Origin of the sequence: Chromobacterium rhizoryzae (assembly GCF_020544465.1) — a bacterium.
Classification (GTDB): Bacteria; Pseudomonadota; Gammaproteobacteria; order Burkholderiales; family Chromobacteriaceae; genus Chromobacterium.
Map to the genome: position 1 here is coordinate 3,761,061 of NZ_CP066126.1, position 19,671 is coordinate 3,780,731.

Below are 19,671 nucleotides of genomic sequence, written 5' to 3' on the forward strand. Positions count from 1 at the left end.
GCCCTCACACAGCGCGGCCAAGCTCCTCCTTCAGTATCGCGAACAGGCTTTCCGGCCTCCCGTTCAGGAAGAAGTGATCGCCGGGCAGGATCTCGCTGCGAAAACCGCCGGTGGCATAGCCCTGCCAGGAAGCGGCCGCCTCGACGCCGCCCTCTTCTTCGCTGCCGCCCAGGGCGACGATGCGGCAGCTCAAAGGGGGACGCGGCGCGGGACGGTAAGTCTCTATCGCCTCGAAATCGGCGTGCAGCACCGGCAGGATGACCTGGACCAGTTCCGGATGGGCCAGCACTTCCGCCGGCGTGCCGTTCATGCGCATCACCTCGTCCAGAAACTCATCGTCCGGCAAGCCGTGTATCGGCCGCTCTCTCGGCGGCAGATGCGGCGCGGCGCGCCCGGACACGATCAGGCAGCAGGGCGCCGGCAGGCCGCGCGCCCGCGCCCGCTGGGCCACCTCAAAAGCCAGGCTCGCCCCCATGCTGTGCCCGAACAAGATGTAAGGCCGGTCCAGCAGCGGCGCGATCGCGTCCGTCGCCTCCTCGGCCTGCTGATCCAGCCGGTAGCGCAGCGGATCGTGAAAGCGCCGCCCCCGCCCCGGCGGATGCATGGGCAGCACATCGACCGCGGCCGGCAAGCGCTCCGCCCAGCCGCGGTACACCGCCGCGCTGCCGCCGGCGTAAGGGAAGCAGAACAGGCGCAAGGCCGCGGCTTGGCCGGCCGGCGCGGCGTCCACCCAGCCGCGGTTCACGGCGCCACCTTGCGGATGAAGCCGCCGGCTTCTTTGATCGCCGCCCTCGCTTCCGGCAGCATCGGCGTCAGGGTGGCCCAGGCGTGCGGCAGCCGCCGCCACACCTTGAAATCCACGCCGACGCCGGCCGCGCTCGCCTTGCTGGCCACGCGCGCGGCGTCGTCCAGCAGCACCTCGCTGTCGCTGGCCTGGATGAACAGGTCCGGCAGGCCCGCGTACTCGCCGTAGAGCGGCGAGGCGATGGGATGATCGGCGGCGGCGTCGCCAAGGTAGTAGCGCGAGAAATTCCTCACCGCCACCGCGCTCAGCATCACGTCGGACGCGTCGTTCGCTTCCAGCGAGGCTCCGGTCGCCGCCAGATCCGTCCACGGCGAGAACAAGACCGCGCCGGCCGGCATCGGCGCGCCCGCGTCGCGCAGCGACAGCAGCAGCGCCAGCGCCAGCCCGCCGCCGGAGGAATCGCCGGCGACCACGATACGCTCAGGCGCCACGCCCTCGTCCAACAGCCCCCGATACGCCGCCAGCGCGTCGTCGACGGCGGCCGGGAACGGATGTTCCGGCGCCAGCCGGTAAGCCAGCGAAAACGCGCGCGCGTCCGCCTCCCGCGCCAGCGCGGCGGCCACGCCGCGGTGCGTCAGCGGCGAGCAGAAGCAATAGCCGCCGCCGTGCAAATACAGGATCACCCGCCCGCTCGCCTCGCGCCGCGCGGCGGCTTCAGGCTCTATCCACTCGCCGCGCAGCGCCTCCGCGTCCAGCTTGCGCACCCGCCAGCCGCGCGGCGGCTTGATTTCGCCGCGCGCCCATTTCGCGCTGCGCTCGCGCATTTCCTGGGCGGTCAGGCCGGGCTTGCGGGTCAGGGATTTGGCCGTCCTACGCAACAGCCAGGAGAAACATAGGTTTTGCCAACTCATGAATCGCTTTCCAGTCATGAAGAGAAAGAAGTCTGCCGTCGCGCGCGGCTTATCCGAACACCAGTTTGCGATGCGCGGCGATGCCCGCCAGCGCGCCGTTGCCGATGGCCAGCGCCACGGTGCCGCCCCGCTGCGTGATGTCGCCGCAGGCGAATACGCCCGGCGCCGATGTCTCCATCGCGTCGTCGGTCCGCACATAAGGCCCCAGCGGCCCCTCCTCGATCACGCAGCCCAGCTGCTCCGCCACCGGGCTGGACAGGCGGAAGCGGTTCATCATGAACAGCCCGTCAAAGGCCAGCCGGCGTCCATCGGCCAGCTCGACGGTGGCGCGCTCGACGATGCGCGCGATCCGTTCGCGCACGATGTCGACGCCCCGCTGCGCCAGCGCCTCGCGCTGCGCCGCGTCCGGCTCGAAGCCGCCGCCGCTCAGGAAGACGGTCGGGCCCCATTCCGGCATCAGCATCGCCGACAGATAGGACAAGGGACCGCCGCCGAGCACGCCGATGCGGCCCTGCTTCAGTTCGTAGCCGTGGCAGTAAGGGCAGTGGAACACGCTTTCGCCCCAGCGCTCGCGCAGGCCCTCCAGCTCAGGCAATTCGTCCACCACGCCGAAGGCCAGCACCAGCTGGCGCGCCGCGTAGCTTTGGCCGGAGGCGCAGCGCAGCGCGTAGCCGGCCTCGCCGCTCTCGGCCCGGACCACGGTGTCCGCGCGCCATTGCGCGTTGGGATAGGCCAGCAATTGCGCCTTGCCGTCCGCGGCGATCGCGTCGGGCGAGCGCCCGTCCAGGCCGATCACGCCGTGGGATTGGGCGGCGAAGCGATTGCGGCGCGCGCCGGCGTCGATCACCAGCACGCGGCGGCGCGCGCGCGCGATCTGCAAGGCGGCGGATTGTCCGGCGTGACTGCCGCCGATCACGATGACGTCGAATACAGTCGTGGAAGTTTCGGTATTCATGATGGGATGTCCTTATCGGGATGAATCGGAGGGCGCGCGGACGGCCGTCACAGCCGGCCGCCGCCGCAGGCTTCCGCCGCGCGGTCCAGCAGCCAGCGCACGATCAGCTTGGCGCGCGGTACGCGCTGCCCTTCGTCGCGGCGCCGCAGCGCCAGTTGTTGCGTGATCACCGCCAGCCGCAGCAGGCCGTAGGCGTACCAGTAGGCGGGTTCCGCCACCTCGCGTCCGGCCGCGGCGGCGTACAGGTCCACCAGCGCCGCGCGCGTCGGCGCGCCCGGCGCGCAGCTCGGCCCGGGCGCGTCCAGCCGCAGCAGCGACGAATCCCGGCCCTCTATCCAGTAAGCGAGCGCGGCGCCAAGATCCGCCAGCGGATGGCCGACCGCGGCCAGCTCCCAATCGACGACGCCCACCAGCCGCGCCGGATCGCCCGGGTCGACGAGGATGTTGTCCAGCTTGTAGTCGTTGTGCAGCCAGGCGGAGGGCGCGGTCTGCGGCATCCGCTCGCTCAGCCAGTCGGCCACCGCCCGGAAGTCGGCGTCGGCCGCCGCGCCCGCCTCCTCCGCGTTCCAGCGTCGCCGCCATTCGCTCAGGATGCGGCGCAGATAGTCGGGGGGCCGGTCGGCCGGCGCGACCTCCAGCGCATGCAGGCTCGCCAGCGTTTCGATGAAGTTTTCCGCGAGCCGGCGCACGGTGTCGGGGCCGAGCGCTCCGCAGGCGGCCGGCGCGACGCCGTCCAGCTTTTCAACCAGCAGCAGCGCGGCGTCGCCGTCCTCGTCCACCGCCAGCGGCCTGGGCGCCAGCCGGAACTGGCCGGACAGCCGCTCCAGCAGTGCGTAGCGGCGTCTCGCCTCGCGCGCGCCGCCCTCCGGCAGCCAGTAGGCGATGAGTTCGCTGTCGCCGCCCTGCACCAGAAATACTTCGCTGGCCCGGCCGCCGCCCACCCGCGTCGCGCGCGCGCCGACGCGGGGGCGGCCCAGCGCCGCCATCGCGCGCTCCGCGATCCGCGCGCTCATGCCAGCTCCCGCCGGAAGCCGGCCAGCGCATGGCGCGCCACCAGGCTCTTGTGCACCTCGTCCGGGCCGTCGTAAATCCGCCCCGCGCGTTCGTGCCGCCACAGCACATTGAGAATCGTGTCGCCGCTGACGCCCAACGCGCCCTGCACCTGCAGCGCGTGATCGAGCACGGTCTGCGTCACGCCGGCCACGAAGAACTTCGCGATCGAGATGTCGATCTGCGCGCGCTCGTGGCGGTTCTGCAGCCGCGTCGCCGCCTGGGTCACCAGCAGGCGCGCCGCGTCTATCGACGCGCGGCTCTCGGCGATCCAGTTCTGCACCGTCTGGCGCGAGGACAGCAGCTCGCCCGCCGCCAGCTCCCGGCGGCAGGCGCGCCGGCACATGATGGCGAAGGCGCGCTCGCACACGCCTATCCAGCGCGCGCAATGGTGCAGCCGCCCGGTGGCCAGCCTGGCCTGCAGCACGACGAAGCCCTCGCCGGGCTTGCCCAGCATCGCGTCCTCGCCCACCCGGCAATCGTCCAGCACCAGTTCGCCGTGACTGGCCCAGCCGCAGCCCTCGTCCCCCATCACCCGCAGATTGCGGACGTGGCGGAAGCCGGGCGCGTCGGCGGGCACGATGAAGGTGCTGGTGCGCGCGTGCAGCGGCGCGGCCTCGTCGGTGACGGCCAGCACGATGGCGAAGCCCGCGCCGTCGGCGCCGGACGCGAACCATTTGCGGCCGTTCAGATGCCAGGCGCCGTCCCTGTACACCGCCGTCGTTTTCAGCGAGGAGGGATTCGATCCGGCGGACTCCGGCTCCGTCGCCGCAAAGCAGCTGCGCAGTTCGCCGCGCAATAGCGGCTCCAGCCAGCGCCGGCGCTGCGCGGGAGTCGCGTACTCCAGCAGCACGTCGATATTGCCGGCGTCGGGCGCCTGGTAGTTGACCGCGTAATGGCCCAGCGGCGAGGCGCCCAGCAGCTCGCCCACCTCCACCAGCTCAAGCAGGTTCAGGCCCAGGCCGCCGTCGGCGCGCGGCACCTGCGGCAGCCACAGGCCATGCGCCCGGTTGGCCGCGCGGATGCCGCTCATCAATTGTTCCACGGTTTCGAAATCGCCGTTGGCGAGCGCCGCCTCCGGTTCCGCCAGCGCCGCCTCGACGGCGGCGAATGCCTTGACTCTGGTGTTCATTGTTCTTCCTCGGTTTCCATGTCCGAAACGGCCCGCCGCGCGGCGGCCTCCACGGCGCGCAAGGCGCCGGCCAGCCCGCTGACGAAGGGGGGGCGCATGATGCCGACGTGATCGCCGGGTAGGCGCAGCGGCGTCGCCGCGGCCGGCGCCGCCGCGCGCCAGCCGTCGATGAGCGCGGCGGCGTCGGGCGCGTCCGCCTCGCCGTCCCTGTCCGCGGCCACAATCAAATGCAGCGCGCCGGCATAAGGCGTCGCCGGCGCGTAATCCGTCAGCGAATGCGCGATGAAGGCGCGCACGCGCGCCGCGAACTCGGGCAGGCCAAGCTCCTCCGGCAGCACGCCCGCCGCTATCAAGCGCTCGCGCAAACGTTCCACTCTCCGCGCATCGTCCAGCGCGTCGAATTCGTCGGCGTCGAATAGCAGCTTGGCGTCGGCCAGACGCGCGAAGCTGTTGCCGATCTCCGCCATCCAGCGGCCGTCCCGCCAGTCCCGCTTGTGCGGCCGCGCCGCCGGCCCCGGCGGCAGGCTGTCCACGATGGAGACCCAAGCCACCGCCTCGCCCTGGCCGGCCAGTTGCCGCGCAATCTCAAGCGCGACCCAGCCGCCAAAAGAGTGGCCGCCCAGGCGATAAGGCCCATAAGGCCGCACCCGCCGGATGTCGGCGATCAGCGCCGTCGCGATGGCTTCGACGCCGCCCGCGTCGGCCTCGCCGGACCCGGGCAGCTCCATGCCCCATACCGAGAAGTCCTTGGACAGCTCGGCCGCGAGCGCGCGCAGGTACGGCACATGCCCGCCCGCGCCCGGCGCGAAGAACAGCGGCGGCGCGTCGCCCGGCGCGGACAGCGCGACGAGCGCGCCGACCCGGACGCCGTCCGCGTCCGCCCCCTCGGTCTCGATGATCCGGGCCTGCTCGGCCACGGTCTGCGCCGTCAACAGACGGGCCACCACCGCCGCGTCCAGGCCAAAGGCCCGGCCGGCGCGGGAGCAGATCCGCAGCATCAGCAAAGAATCTCCGCCCAGCGCGCTGAAATCGCTGTCCTCCGACGGCGGTTCGCGCTTGAGCACGGCCGTCCACAAGGCGCTCAGCTCGCGTCGCAACGCCGCGCCGCTGGGCCGCGCGGCGGCGGGCGCCTTGGCCGCCGCCGGCGTGGCGGCCGCCGAGGCCAGGCTCCGGCGCTCGCCGCCGTCCGCCCTGATCGCGCCGCCGGCGGCCGCGTCCCCAGCCGTGGTTTCCCCAAGCAGCGCGCGCAAGGCCGCCGCGTACTCCGCGACGAAGCGGACCACGGTCTCCGTCGAGAAATGCCCGCGCGACGGCACCAGGGTGATCCGCAATACGCCTTGCCGGCCGTCGAAGCTGCTTTGCACCACCAGCGGCACATTGGTCGTGTCGCTCGCGTAGCCGTCGGACACCTCGATGTCGCGCACCGCGTCCTCCAGCGCGCGGAAGTGCGTGAAGTTGAACAGCGCGTCGAACACCGTGCCCACCTGCCGATGCAGTTCGATCAGCGGATAGCGCCGGCGGCTGAACACCTCCAGCTCGGCCGCCTGCACCGCGCGCACCAGCGCGACGGCGTCGAAGACGCCGGCCGGGAAGTCGAAGCCGAGCGGCAGGCTGTTCAGGAACAGGCCCAGCGCCCGGTCGCCGTCCGCGCCCTCGCTGCGGCCGTTGAACACCACGCCGCTCGTCACCGCCGGCCTGCCGCAGATGCGCGACAAGGCGAGCAGATGCGCCGTCAGCAGCACGCTCTTCACCGAGGCGCCCGCGCGCGCGGCGAGCGCTTCCAGGCCGGCGGACTCAGCGGCCGAAATCGGCACCTCCGCCGGTGCCGCGTCGCCGTCCGGCTCCCGCGCCAGCCGCGTGGCCGGCAAGGATTGCAGCCGCGCGCGCCACCAGTCGCGCAGCGCGTCCGAACGCGCCGCCTCGCGCTCGCGCTCGACGAAGTCGCGGTAGCGGCTGGCGGGCGCCGTCAGCGCCAGCGGCCGGCCGGCCAGCCGCGCCGAATAGTCCGAGATCAGCTCGGAGAGCAGCAGGTTGAAGCTCCAGCCGTCCAGAATCGCGTGGTGCTTGGTCACGCCGATATGCATCTCCTCCTCGCTCAGGCGATGCACGGCGAAGCGGATCAGCGGCGGATGCTCGACGTCGAAGCGCCGGCGCCGCTCGGCCTCGCGCCAATCCAGTATCCGCGCGTCCTGCCGCGCCGCGTCCAGGCCTCGCCAGTCGCTGACCGCCAGCGGCAAGGGCACTTGGCGGTGCACGTACTGCAGCGGCTCCTCGTCGGCGGCCAGATCGAAGGCGGTGCGCAGCGCCGGATGGCGTTCGAAGGCGCCGCGCAACGCCGCCTCGAGCGCGGCCGCGTCGAAGGACAGGGCCAGCCGCTGATCATTGACGTTGTGATAGGCGGAGTCCTGGCCGTGCCGCATCTCGTTGGCCAGCATCGCCATCTGCATCGCGCTGAGCGGATACGCGTCCTCGTAGGCGGCGTCCAGCGGCGGCGGAAGCGGCGGCGCGCTCGCGGCCGGCGGCGGCGAATCCGTGCGCCGGACCCGCGGCGCCAGCCTTGCTATGGTCAGCGAGCGCATCAGCTCGTCCAGCGTGAAGTCGATGCCGACCTTGTGCGCGGCCGACAGGATCTGGATGCTCAGGATGGAGTCCCCGCCCAGCTCGAAGAAGTTGTCGGTGACGCCGACCGGCGAGCGCTTGAGCACGGATTCGAACACGCCGACCAGCGCCTGTTCCACCGCATCGCGCGGCGCGACGTGCGGACGCGCCGCGTCGCCGTCCGCCGCCAGCGCGTCGGCCAGCCGGCGGCGATCGAGCTTGCCGTTAGGGGTCAGCGGGATCGCGTCCACCTCGATCAGGCGCGCCGGAATCGCGTGCGGCGGCAGGCGCTGCGCCAGCCAGTCCCGCAGCGCGGCGGGAGAGAGCGACGCGCCCTCGCGCGGCGCCGCGAAACCCGCCAGCTGCGCGTGGCCGTCTATGCTCGCCTCGTCCACCATCACCGCAGCGGCGGCGACGTCCGGGTGCCGGGCCAGCGCCGCCTCCACCTCGCCCAGTTCGATGCGGAAGCCGCGGATCTTGACCTGCTCGTCGATGCGGCCCAGATAGTCCAGCTCGCCGTCCGCGTCCCAGCGCCCGAGGTCCCCGCTGCGGTAAAGCCGCTCGCCGGGCAGGAAGGGGTCGGCGATGAAGCGTTCGCGGTCGAGCTCGGGACGCTTGTGATAACCGCGCGCCACGCCCTCCCCGCCCACGTAGATTTCGCCCGGCACGCCCGGCGGCACCGGATGTCCGGCGGCGTCGAGCAGGTAGATACGGTAGCCGGGCAAGGGCCGGCCCACCGGGCTGCGCGAGGAGAGCGCGTCGCCCGCGCCCAGCACGCGCTCGGTCACGTGCACCGTGGTTTCGGTGATGCCGTAGAGATTGACCAGCGCGACGCCTCTCTCCTCGCCCAGGCAGGCGGCGAACTGGCTGGGAATCAGCGCCTCGCCGCCGAAGAACACATGACGCAAGCCGGCCGGCAAGGGCCGCCGCGCGTCGCCCAGCGCGCGCAGCAGCTGCTTGAAGGCGCTGGGGGTCTGGCTCAGCATCGTGACGCCCTCGCGCTCCAGCAGCGCGAGAAACGCCTCCGGCGTGCGCGAGCAGCGGTAAGGCACGATTTCCAGCCGCCCGCCGTGCAGCAGGGCGCCCCAGATTTCCCATACCGAGAAGTCGAAGGCGTAGGAATGGAACAGGGTCCACACGTCCGACGGTCCGATGCCGTAGCTCCGGCGCGTCGCCGCGAACAGATGGTCCACATTGCGGTGCTCCACGCACACGCCCTTGGGCTGTCCGGTCGAGCCCGAGGTGTAGATCACATAGCACAGGTCGGCGGGCGAAGTGTCGCGCGGCGGCGGTGCGTCTTCGCGCTCGCCGGACTCCGCCGCATCTCCCATCCCGATCAGAACCCCACCGAAGTCCCCGAAGCGCTCGCGCGCTTCCTCGCCGCAGATCAGCGCGCCGGCGCCGATATCCTCCAGTATCCAGGCGAGGCGTTCCGGCGGATGGTCGAGATCGAGCGGCACATAGAAGGCGCCCGCCTTCAACACCGCCAGTATCGCGACGATGCTGTCCACGCCGCGCCCGAACGCCAGCGCAACCGGCGTGTCGCCGCGCACGCCGGCGGCGTCCAGCCGCCAGGCCAGCCGGTTGGCGCGGCGATCCAGTTCGGCGTAAGTCAGCGCCTCGCCCTCGCATTGCAGCGCGACAGCATCGGGGCGCGCGCGCGCCTGCGCCTCAAAACGGCGATGCAGGCACTGGCGCGCCGTCTCGTCCGCGCGCCGGGCCGCCGCGTTCCAGCCCGCGACCAGCGCGCCGCCCGCCTCCGCGCCCAGCAGCGACGCCGCGCCGATGCGCAGCGCGGCGCCGCCGCGTTCGAACTGCTCCAGCAGCCGCGCCAGCATCGCGACGATCCGCTCCGCCGCCGCCTCCGAGACGCGCTGGCGATCGTAATGCAGGCGCAAGCGCAGACGCTCGCCGGGAATCGCGACCACGGTCAGCGGATAGTTGGTCTGTTCCACCACCTCGACGTCGCCGACGCCCAGCCGTTCCCGATAGCACGTCGCGTCCGCGCGCGCCGGATAGTTCTCGAACACCACCAGGCTCTCGAACAAGGGCGCGCCCGGGGCCACGCCGCTCCAGCCCGGAATCGCGTGCAGCGGCGTATAGGCGTAGGCTTCGGCGTCCACATGCCGGCGGTGCAGCTGTCTGAGCCAGTCGCCCAGCGTCTGCGCGGCGTCGACGGTCGCGCGCGTCGGCAGCGCGTTGACGAAGAGCCCCACCATCTGCTCGACCCCGCGCAGCGCGGCCGGCCGGCCGGACACGGTGGTGCCGAACACCACGTCGTCGCGGCCGCTCGCTCGCGCCAGCAGCAAGGCCCAGGCGGCCTGGATCACCGTGCTCTGCGTCAGCTCGCAGGCGCGCGCCAGCCGCTGCAGGCCCTCGCTCGTCCGCGGGTCCAGCTCGCGTTCCAGCAGGCCGTGGCCGGACGGGCGTTCCGGGCCGGCCTCCTCCGCCAGCGGCAAGGGCGTGGCCGCGCGCACATCGCCCAGCCGCTCGCGCCAGAAGGCCTCGGCCGCCGCGCCGTCCTGCTGGTCCAGCCAGCGCAGAAAAGCGCTGTAGGGCTGGGGCGGCGGCAAGGCCGGATCGGCCCCGCGCCGGTAGGCGTCGTAGCAGGCGAGCGCTTCGCCCAGCACGATCTGCACCGACCAGCCGTCCAGCAGCAGATGGTGATAACTCCACACGAACTCATAGCGTTCTTCGCCGGTGCGGAACAAGGCGCAGCGCATCAGCGGCGCGCGGCTCAGGTGAAAGCCCGGACGCCGGTCCGCGTCCCGGTAAGCGGCGAGACGCCGCCGCTGCTCCTCGGGATCGAAAGCCCGCCAGTCCTCCTCCACCCACGGCAGTTCGACGTCGCGGAAGACCACCTGCACCGGCTTGGACGGCCCGTCCCACAGAAAGCCGGTGCGCAGCACGCCGTGGCGCGCGATCACCGCTTCCAGCGCGCGCCGGTAATCGGCCGCGTCTAGCGCGACCTGGAAGGCGCAAGCGACCTGTTCGTAATAGACGCCGGACTCCGGCGCTTTCAGCGTATGAAACAGCAGGCCCTGCTGCGTCGGCGTCAACGGCAGCATGGTCTCGACTTTCGAGCCGGCTTGCTGCGCGGCGTTTGATAATGTTTTGTTCATGGCTGTTCGTTCAGTAGCTGTAACACTTCGTCGATATCGTTCTGGTCAAGATGGGCGAGCGGCAGGTCCGAAGGCGTCAGGCCGCCCGACTGCGGCGACAGGCAGTGCGTCAGCACCGCGTCCAGCTCGGCGCGGAAGCGCTCCGCCAGCGCCGTCATCGCGTCCGCCGCTTGCAGCCCCGCGTTGTACAGCCAGTCCACCCGCAGCCGTCCTTCGTGCACCTGCGCCACCACGTCCAGCGCGTAGCGCCGCCTCATCCCACCCGAGCGCGCGCCGCCCGGCGGCTCGCCCAGCCAAGCCGCCCCCGGCGCGCCGCCTTCTTCCAGCCGCCATTGGCCCAGGTAGTTGAAGCACACCGTGCGCGCATGGCCGCCCAGCTCCGATCCACGGCCGCCGTAACGCAGCGCCTGATAGGCGATGCCGCTGTCCGGCACGCCGCGCATCCGCTCCTTCACCGACTTCAGATCCCGCGGCAAGTCGCCGCTCAGCGGCAGCCGCAGCGGATACAGGCTGGTGAACCAGCCCACGGTGCGCGACACGTCCACGCCCGCCAGTCCGTCGCGGCCGTGGCCTTCCAGGTCCAGCACGCATTCCTCCGCGCCCGTCCATTGGCGCAAGGCCCGCGCCAGCGCGGCCAGCAGCAATTCCTCCGGACGCATCCGGTAGGCCTCGCCCGCCTGCCGCAGCCAGCGTTCCGTCGTCGCCGCGTCCCATTGCAGCGACACCCGCGATTCCGCCGCCACCGTGTCTTCGCCCGCGCCGACGCCGGGCAGGGTCATCCCTGGCGCGTCCATCTCCCGCCAGTAGTCCAGCGTCGATTCCGGCAAGCTGTCCGCCCAGGCCCACAGCCGCTGCGACCACGCCTGGTACGACACCGTCTTGGCCGGCCACGACATCGCCTCGCCCCGGCTCAGCGCCGCGTAGGCCCGCCACAGGTCTGCCAGCAGAATCCGCCACGACACCCCGTCCACCGAGGCGTGATGCGCCAGCCACAGCAGGCGCCAGCCTTGCTCCAGCCGGTACAGCCGCGCCGCCCACAGGCCGGCGCCGTCCAGACGCAGACCGGCCTGCAGTTCGGCCGCGTCGCGCTCCAGCGCGGCCTCGGCGTCGGCCAGGCCGCGCAGGTCCGCTATCTTCACTTCCGCCGGCGCGCCGGCGCCGCTTTCCTGAATCCAGCGCTCGCCGTCCCGCCGCCAGCCTATCCGCAGCGCGTCGTGGCGCTGCGCCACCGCCTGCAGCGCGCCGATCAGCGCTTCGGCGTCGAGCGGGCCGCTCAGGCCCAGATAAGCCCCCTGGCTGAACTGTTGCCAGTCCATGCCCGGCCAATCCAGATACCAGGCCTGGATCGGGCCGGGCCTCACTTCGCCCCTCACCTCGCCCTGCTCCGCCGGCGCGCCGGTCTCTTCCGCCGCGCCGCTTTCCGCCGCCAGTTCGGCGATGGTCGGATAGCGGAACACCTGCTGCGGGCTGATGCGCAAGCCCCGCTCCGCCGCCCGCGACGCCATCTGTATGCTCAGGATGGAGTCGCCGCCCAGCGCGAAGAAGTTGTCCCTCACCCCCACGCGCTCCAGCCCCAGCAGGCCTTGCCAGATCTCCACCAGCGCCGCCTCGGCCGCGTTCTCCGCCGCCGCCGCGCCCGCCTCGATCTGCGGCTCCGGCAGACGCTTGCGGTCCACCTTGCCGTTGGCGCTCAGCGGCACGCTGTCCAGCGCCATGATCGACGCCGGCAGCATGTATGGCGGCAGCCGCCGCGCCAGCGCGTCGCGAATCGCGGCGGAATCCAGGCTCGCGCCCGGCAGCAACAGCACATAGCCGGCGATGATCCGCCGCCCGTCGCGCTCGACCACCGAGGCCACGCCGCGCTCCACGCCCGGCGCGGCCGCCAGCGCGGCCTCGATTTCGCCGATCTCGATCCGGAAGCCGCCGATCTTGACCTGATCGTCCACTCGGCCCAGGAACTCCAGATTGCCGTCGGCAAGCGCGCGCGCGCGGTCGCCGGTCCGGTACATCCGTTCGCCCGGCACAAAGGGATTGTCGACAAAGCGGTAAGCAGTGAGATCCGGCTGGCCCAGATAGCCCAGCGCCACGCCCGCGCCGGCGATCCACAGATCGCCCGGCACGCCCACCGGCACCGCCTGCAGCGAGGAAGACAGCACATAGAGCCGCTGCCCCGGCAGATGGCGGCCGTAGGGCACGAAGGCGGCGTCGGCCGCCAGTCCCCGCGTGTCGTACCAGCACGACCAGATGGCCGCCTCGGTGGCGCCGCCCAGCGCCAGCACCTCCGGATCGGACGTCGCCGCCGCGCGGATCTGCGCGGGCAGCCCCACCGGCACGCGGTCGCCGCTCAACATCGCCAGCTTCAGCGAGGGCGGCAGCGCGCGCCCGCTCTGCCGGCACTCCAGCAACAGCAGCTCCATCACCGCCGGCACGGATTCCCAAACCGTCGCCCCCTCGCGCGCCATCAGATCCAGCCACGCCGCCGGCGCGATCGTCGACGACTCCGGCGCCAGCAAGACGGCGGCGCCCGCCGCGAACGCGCCGAAGAAATCGAATACCGACAGGTCGAAGCCCGCCGCCGACACGCACATCAAGCGGTCGGACGCGCCGATCTCATAACGGCGCAGGAAGACTTCCATCGTCAGCGCCGCCGCGCGGTGGCTGATCATCACGCCCTTGGGCTTGCCGGTGGAGCCCGAGGTGAACATCACATAGGCCAGATCGTCGGGCGCCGCCTCCGGCAGCGCGACCTCGGCCGGCGGCGTTTCGTCGATCAGGATCGCGCGCGCCGCGACGCAGTCCAGCAGCGGCAGATGCTCACGCGTCGTCAGCACATGGCCGACCGTGGCCAGCAGATCGCGCAAGCGTCCCGGCGGCATCGCCGGATCGGCCGGCACATAGGCGCAGCCGGCGCGCATCACGCCCGAGTAGGCGGCGACCGCGCGCGCGCTCCTCGGCAGCAGCACCGCCACCGGTTCGCGCCGCGCGCCCGCCGCCGCCACCGCCCTGGCGACGCGCAGCGTCTCGTCGGCCAGTTCGCGGTAGTTCATCGCCTCGTCCACGCCTATGATCGCCGGCGCCAGCGGCGTCAGCTCGGCGTGCCGCTCTATGCCGGCGTGCAGCAGATAGCCGTCGCCGACCGGCGGCGTCGCGTTCCAGTCGTGAATCAGCCGGCGCGCCTCCGCCTCGTCCACCAGGCTCAGATCGCCCAGCCGCGCGTCCGGCTGCGCGGCGAGCTGGGCCAGCAGATGCAGGAAGCTCGCGCCCAGCCGGCCTATGCCCTCCTCGTCGTAGCGCGAGGCGTCGAAATCGACATAGAGCACGGTCTCCTCGCCCGGAATCAGCTGGCCGACCAGCGGATAATTGGTGCGCGTCTCGGCCGCCGCGAACTCGCTGACGTCGAAACCGGCGTCGCCTCGGGCCAGCTGGCGGTCCACCGGATAGTTTTCCACCACGAACAGGCTGCTCAAGAGCTCGCCGCCCTCGTAGCCCGCCCAGCGCCGGATGTCGGTCAGCGAGGCGGCGCCCAGTCTGGCCCGTTCGCTCTGCTGTCCATGCAGTTGCTGCAGCCATTGCGACACGCGCGCGTCGTCGTCTATGCCGACGCGCACCGGCACCGTGTTGATGAACAGCCCCACCATCCGCTCGACGCCCGGCAGCGTCGCCGGCCGGCCGGACAGCGTGGTGCCGAACACCACCTCGCGCCCGCCGCCGGCGTAGCCCAGGGTCAGCGCCCAGGCGCCGGTCAACAGGCTGGCGCGAGTGACGCCGGCCCGCCGCGCGGCGCGGTCGACCTGCTCGTTCAGCCCCGCGTCGAACACGAAGGCGCGCCGGCCCTGGCCCCGCGCTTGCGCGCCGCGCGCCGGCGCGGCGAAGCCTATCGGCGTGGGCTCTTCTATGCCGGCCAGCACCTGTTGCCAGTACGCCGCCTGCTCGCTCTCGTCCCGCGCCGCCAGCCAATTGACGAAGGGCAGAAAACGGCTGCCCGGCAGCGGAGCGGCGTCGCCGGCGCCCAGCTCGGCGTAGCGGCCGATCACCTGCTTCAGGATCAAGGGCACCGACCAGCCGTCGACCACCGCGTGGTGGTAGCTCCACAGGAAGCGCCAGGCGTCGCCGGGTTCGCGGATCAGGGTGCCGCGCAGCAAGGGCCCGTGTTCCAGATCGAAGCCGCGTTGACGGTCCAGCTCGCGCAGCGCGTCGAAGCGGCTGACGCAGGCCTCGGCGGACAGCGCTCGCCAATCCAGCGTGTCCCAGTCCGGGTCCAGACGGGGATGGACGATTTGGACCGGGCTCTGCAACTGCCGCCAGCGGAAGGTGGTGCGCAGCGCGGCGTGCGCCGCCGCGACGTCGAACCAGGCTTGACGGAAGCGTTCCGCGTCGAAGACGCCGCTCATTTTCCAGTGCAGTTGTTCTATATAGAGCGGCGCGTCCTCGTCCGCGATGGAGTGAAACAGAATGCCCTGCTGCAACGGCGTGACGCCGTACAAGGCCTCCAGCCCGGGATGCTCGCGCTCGATCGCGTCGATATCGCTCTGCTCCAGTTGGGCAAGCGGCAGGTCCGACGGCGTCAGGCCGCCCGACTGCGGCGACAGGCAGTGCGCCAGCACCGCGTCCAGCTCGGCGCGGAAGCGCTCCGCCAGCGCCGTCATCGCGTCCGCCGCTTGCAGCGCCGCGTTGTACAGCCAGTCCACCCGCAGCCGCCCTTCGTGCACCTGCGCCACCACGTCCAGCGCGTAGCGACGCCTCATCCCGCCCGAGCGCGCGCCGCCCGGCGGCTCGCCCAGCCAAGCCGCGCCCGGCGCGCCGCCTTCTTCCAGCCGCCATTGGCCCAGGTAGTTGAAGCACACCGTGCGCGCATGGCCGCCCAGCTCCGATCCACGGCCGCCGTAACGCAGCGCCTGATAGGCGATGCCGCTGTCCGGCACGCCGCGCATCCGCTCCTTCACCGACTTCAGATCCCGCGGCAAGTCGCCGCTCAGCGGCAGCCGCAGCGGATACAAGCTGGTGAACCAGCCCACGGTGCGCGACACGTCCACGCCCGCCAGCCCGTCGCGGCCGTGGCCTTCCAGGTCCAGCACGCATTCCTCCGCGCCCGTCCATTGGCGCAAGGCCCGCGCCAGCGCGGCCAGCAGCAATTCCTCCGGACGCATCCGATAGGCCTCGCCCGCCTGCCGCAGCCAGCGTTCCGTCGTCGCCGCGTCCCACTGCAGCGACACCCGCGATTCCGCCGCCACCGTGTCTTCGCCCGCGCCGACGCCGGGCAGGGTCATCCCTGGCGCGTCCATCTCCCGCCAGTAGTCCAGCGTCGATTCCGGCAAGCTGTCCGCCCAGGCCCACAGCCGCTGCGACCACGCCTGGTACGACACCGTCTTGGCCGGCCACGACATCGCCTCGCCCCGGCTCAGCGCCGCATAGGCCCTCCACAGGTCTTCCAGCAGAATCCGCCACGACACCCCGTCCACCGAGGCGTGATGCGCCAGCCACAGCAGGCGCCAGCCTTGGTCCAGCCGGTACAGCCGCGCCGCCCACAGGCCGGCGCCGTCCAGGCGCAGACCGGCCTGCAGTTCGGCCGCGTCGCGCTCCAGCGCGGCCTCGGCGTCGGCCAGGCCGCGCAGGTCCGCTATCTTCACTTCCGCCGGCGCGCCGGCGCCGCTTTCCTGAATCCAGCGCTCGCCGTCCCGCCGCCAGCCTATCCGCAGCGCGTCGTGCCGCTGCGCCACCGCCTGCAGCGCGCCGATCAGCGCCTCGGCGTCGAGCGGACCGCTCAGGCCCAGATAAGCGCCCTGGCTGAACTGTTGCCAGTCCGTGCCCGGCCAGTCCAGATACCAGGCCTGGATCGGGCCGGGCCTCACTTCGCCCCTCACCTCGCCCTGCTCCGCCGGCGCGCCGGTTTCTTCCGCCGCGCCGCTTTCCGCCGCCAGTTCGGCGATGGTCGGATAGCGGAACACTTGCTGCGGGCTGATGCGCAAGCCCCGCTCCGCCGCCCGCGACGCCATCTGTATGCTCAGGATGGAGTCGCCGCCCAGCGCGAAGAAGTTGTCCCTCACCCCCACGCGCTCCAGCCCCAGCAGGCCTTGCCAGATCTCCACCAGCGCCGCCTCGGCCGCGTTCTCCGCCGCCGCCGCGCCCGCCTCGATCTGCGGCTCCGGCAGGCGCTTGCGGTCCACCTTGCCGTTGGCGGACTGCGGCAAAGCGTCCAGCCACACCCAGGCGCGCGGCACCATATAGCCCGGCAGCCGCGTCTCCAGCCATGCCTGCACCGCCGCCGCGTCCGCGGCTTCGGCCGAATCTTGCCGCGCCACCAGATAGCCGACCAATTGCTTCTCGTCCGCGGCGCTGCGCCGCAGCGCGACGGCGCAGCCGCTCAAACCGGGGTGATGGCCCAGCGTCGCCTCGATCTCGCCCAGCTCGATCCGGTAGCCGCGCAGCTTGATCTGCTCATCCACTCGGCCTAGGAACTCCAGCGCCCCGTCGCGCCGCCAGCGCACGCGGTCGCCGGTGCGATACCAGCGCCCGCCGTCCGGCGGCGGCGCCGCGACGAAGCGTTCCGCCGTCAAGTCGGCGCGCCCCAGATAGCCGAGCGCGAGCCCGTCGCCGCCCGCCCACAATTCGCCGGGCACGCCGACCGGCACCAGCCGACCGCCGGCGTCGACCACGCGCACCTCGGTATTGCCTATCGGCCGCCCAATCGGAATCGAGCCGCGTTTCACGTCGCCGGCCGTCACCCGATGGCTGCAGGTGAAGGTGGTGTTTTCCGTCGGGCCGTAACCGTTGATCAGCGCGACGCCCGGGCAGGCCTCGAGAAAGGCGCGGCAGCTCGCCACCGGCAGCGCGTCGCCGCCGGTCAGCAGTTCGCGCAGGCCGCCGAGCGCGGCCGGCTCCTCTTCCACCATCATGCGGAACAGGTCGGCGGTCAGCCACATCGTGGTGACGCCGTCGCGCGACGCCGCGTCCAGGAAGGGCATGCCGGGCTCGGCCAGCACCAGCCGCCCGCCGTTCAGCCAGCAGCCCCAGATTTCGAAGGTCGAGGCGTCGAAGCCCAGCGGCGATTGCTGCAGCATCACCGTCGACGCGTCCAAGCGCGCGTAGCCGCCGCCGACGGCGAGCCGGACCACCGCGCGATGCGGCACCGCCACGCCCTTGGGCCGCCCGGTGGAGCCCGAGGTGTACATCACATAAGCCAGGTCCTCCGCGCGCCGCGCTGCGGACGACAAGGGCCGCGCGTCGCCGGCCTCGCAGTCGGCCAGGCTCAGCACCGGTCCGGCGTAATCGCCGAGCCAGCCGGCGTCCAGACCGTCGGCGACGATCATCAAGGCCGGCGCGGCGTCGGCCGTCATCGCGCTCAGGCGCGCGGCCGGATAAGTCGGATCCAGCGGCAGATAGGCGGCGCCCGCCTTCAGCGCCGCGAGGAAGGCGGCCAGCAGCCGCGGCGAGCGCTCGCCCGCGACGCCCACCACCGCGCCGGCCTCGACGCCGGCCGCGCGCAGCGCGCCGGCCGCGCGGTCCGACCACTGATCGAGCTCCGCGTAAGTCCAGCGCTCGCCGCCCTGTTCCAGCGCGACGCGTCCGGGATGGGCGGCCGCGCATTCGCGGAACAACGCGTCGATCGCGGCGTCCGCCCGATACGGGCGCTCATGCCGCCCCCATCCGCGCAGGCGCGCTTCTTCGGCCTCGGACAGGATGGGCAAGCCGCGCGCGTCCGCGTCCGGCGCGGCCAGCGCCGCGCGCAGCAGCGCCAGATAATGTTCGCCCAGCTGGCGGATGGTGGCCGCGTCGTACAGATCGGTGTTGTACTGCCACACCGCGAAAGTGCCGCGCTCGTCGCCCTCGATCGACAGATAAAGATCGAAGCGCGCGAACGGGCTGTCCAGATCGAAGGGCACGGCCGCGCCGCTCGCGGTGCGCACCGCCGGCAGGCGGACGTTCTGGAAGGCGAACACGGTCTGCGCCAGTTGCTCGTGCCGGGGGCCGCCGCGCGCGCGCAGCCGCTCCACGATGGCGTCCAGCGGCACGCCCTGGCGCGCGAAGGCCTGCGCGCTGGCGTCGCGGACCCGGTCCACCAGCGCGCCGAAGCTGTCGCCCTCGCCCACCTCGGTGGCCAGCGCCACCAGGTTGACGAAGTAGCCGGCGATGTCCTCCGCCGCCTGGAAGGGCCGGTTGGCCGCCGGCGTCAGCGTCAGCCCGCGCGCTTCGCCGGTGTAACGCTGCTGCAGCAGCGCGAAGGCGCTGAACAAGGTGGTGAACAGCGTGGTGTTATGGCCGCGGGAGAACGCGGCCGCCGCGTCCATGCACGCGGCCGGAATCTCGAAGCGCTCGGTGCCGCCGCGCCCGCTCAGCGCCGGCGGACGCGCGCGGTCGCCGCGTATCGCCGGCACCTCGTCCACCTCCGCCAGCGCCTCCGTCCAGGCGTCCAGTTGCGCGGCGTAGTCCGGCGACGCCATCCAGCGGCGCTGCCAGGCGGCATAGTCTCGATAACTGAGGCGGGGCGCCGAGGGCTCGGCCGCGTCCGGCGACGCGAGATAGGCGCTGAAATCGCGGATCAGCACGCTCATCGACCAGCGGTCGAAGATGGCGTGATGGATGGTCAGCACCAGCACCGCGACGCGCTCGGGCGTCGAGAACAGATCGACGCGCCACATCGGCGCGCCGGCGGCGAAGGGCTGTCGCGCCAGTTCCGCGGCGCGCGCGCGCAAGGCGTCGTCGCCGTCCACCGCCCACGCTTGCAAGGCGACGAGCGGCTCGGGCAGCACCCGCTGCAGTTCCGGCTCGCCGTCGCTGAAGACGGTGCGCAGGATGTCGTGCCGGCGCGCGAGCGCCGCGAAGGCGCGGGCGACGGCCTCCTCGTCGACGGCGTCCGCGAGTTCGATCGCCGCCTGTTCGTTGTACATCGCCGGATCGCCCAGCCGCGTCGCCGCGACCAGACGGGCCTGCCCCGGCGACAGCGCCGCCGCGTCGCCGGCCTCGCCCGGCAGCGCCGGCGCCAGCGGCGCGGCGCGCGCGCCTTCGTCGTCGAGCACGCTCAGCAGCGCCTCCTTGGCCTCGCGCAGCCGCGCGACCAGCGCGGCGTCGAGCGCGCCCTGCGGCGCCTGTACCTGAAGCTGGTCGCCGCGACGATGCAGCGTGACGCCCGCGTCGGCAAGATCGGTCATGAGCCGTGCCAT

7 protein-coding genes are annotated in these 19,671 nt (G+C 72.3%); all 7 read right to left on the bottom strand.

Features of this window, described 5'->3' with window-relative positions:
• Positions 1-4: 4 nt before the first annotated feature.
• Genes JC616_RS16980 through JC616_RS17010 form a run of 7 tightly spaced genes read right to left on the bottom strand, consistent with a single transcriptional unit; the run spans position 5 to position 19,671 of the window.
• Positions 5-745 carry a thioesterase II family protein gene (locus JC616_RS16980; RefSeq protein ID WP_227104386.1) on the bottom strand — a complete coding sequence of 247 codons (741 nt, stop codon included), beginning with the start codon at positions 743-745 and terminating at the stop codon, positions 5-7.
• A complete protein-coding gene (locus tag JC616_RS16985) occupies positions 742-1,656 on the bottom strand; it encodes an alpha/beta hydrolase (protein WP_227104388.1) in 915 nt (304 codons plus the stop codon). Before JC616_RS16985 ends, JC616_RS16980 begins: the two co-directional genes overlap by 4 nt.
• A 49-nt stretch (positions 1,657-1,705) precedes the next feature.
• Complete coding sequence (locus tag JC616_RS16990; protein WP_227104390.1) at positions 1,706-2,611, bottom strand: NAD(P)/FAD-dependent oxidoreductase; 906 nt, start codon at positions 2,609-2,611, stop codon at positions 1,706-1,708.
• A 47-nt stretch (positions 2,612-2,658) separates the two neighbouring features.
• Positions 2,659-3,624, bottom strand: coding sequence for a phosphotransferase family protein (locus JC616_RS16995; protein WP_227104392.1), 966 nt, complete (start codon positions 3,622-3,624; stop codon positions 2,659-2,661).
• Positions 3,621-4,793 carry an acyl-CoA dehydrogenase family protein gene (locus JC616_RS17000; protein ID WP_227104394.1) on the bottom strand — a complete coding sequence of 391 codons (1,173 nt, stop codon included), beginning with the start codon at positions 4,791-4,793 and terminating at the stop codon, positions 3,621-3,623. Before JC616_RS17000 ends, JC616_RS16995 begins: the two co-directional genes overlap by 4 nt.
• Positions 4,790-10,513 (bottom strand): amino acid adenylation domain-containing protein, encoded by a 5,724-nt coding sequence (locus tag JC616_RS17005; protein ID WP_227104396.1) that lies wholly within the window; start codon positions 10,511-10,513, stop codon positions 4,790-4,792. Before JC616_RS17005 ends, JC616_RS17000 begins: the two co-directional genes overlap by 4 nt.
• Positions 10,510-19,671, bottom strand: coding sequence for a non-ribosomal peptide synthetase (locus tag JC616_RS17010; protein ID WP_227104398.1), 9,162 nt, complete (start codon positions 19,669-19,671; stop codon positions 10,510-10,512). Before JC616_RS17010 ends, JC616_RS17005 begins: the two co-directional genes overlap by 4 nt.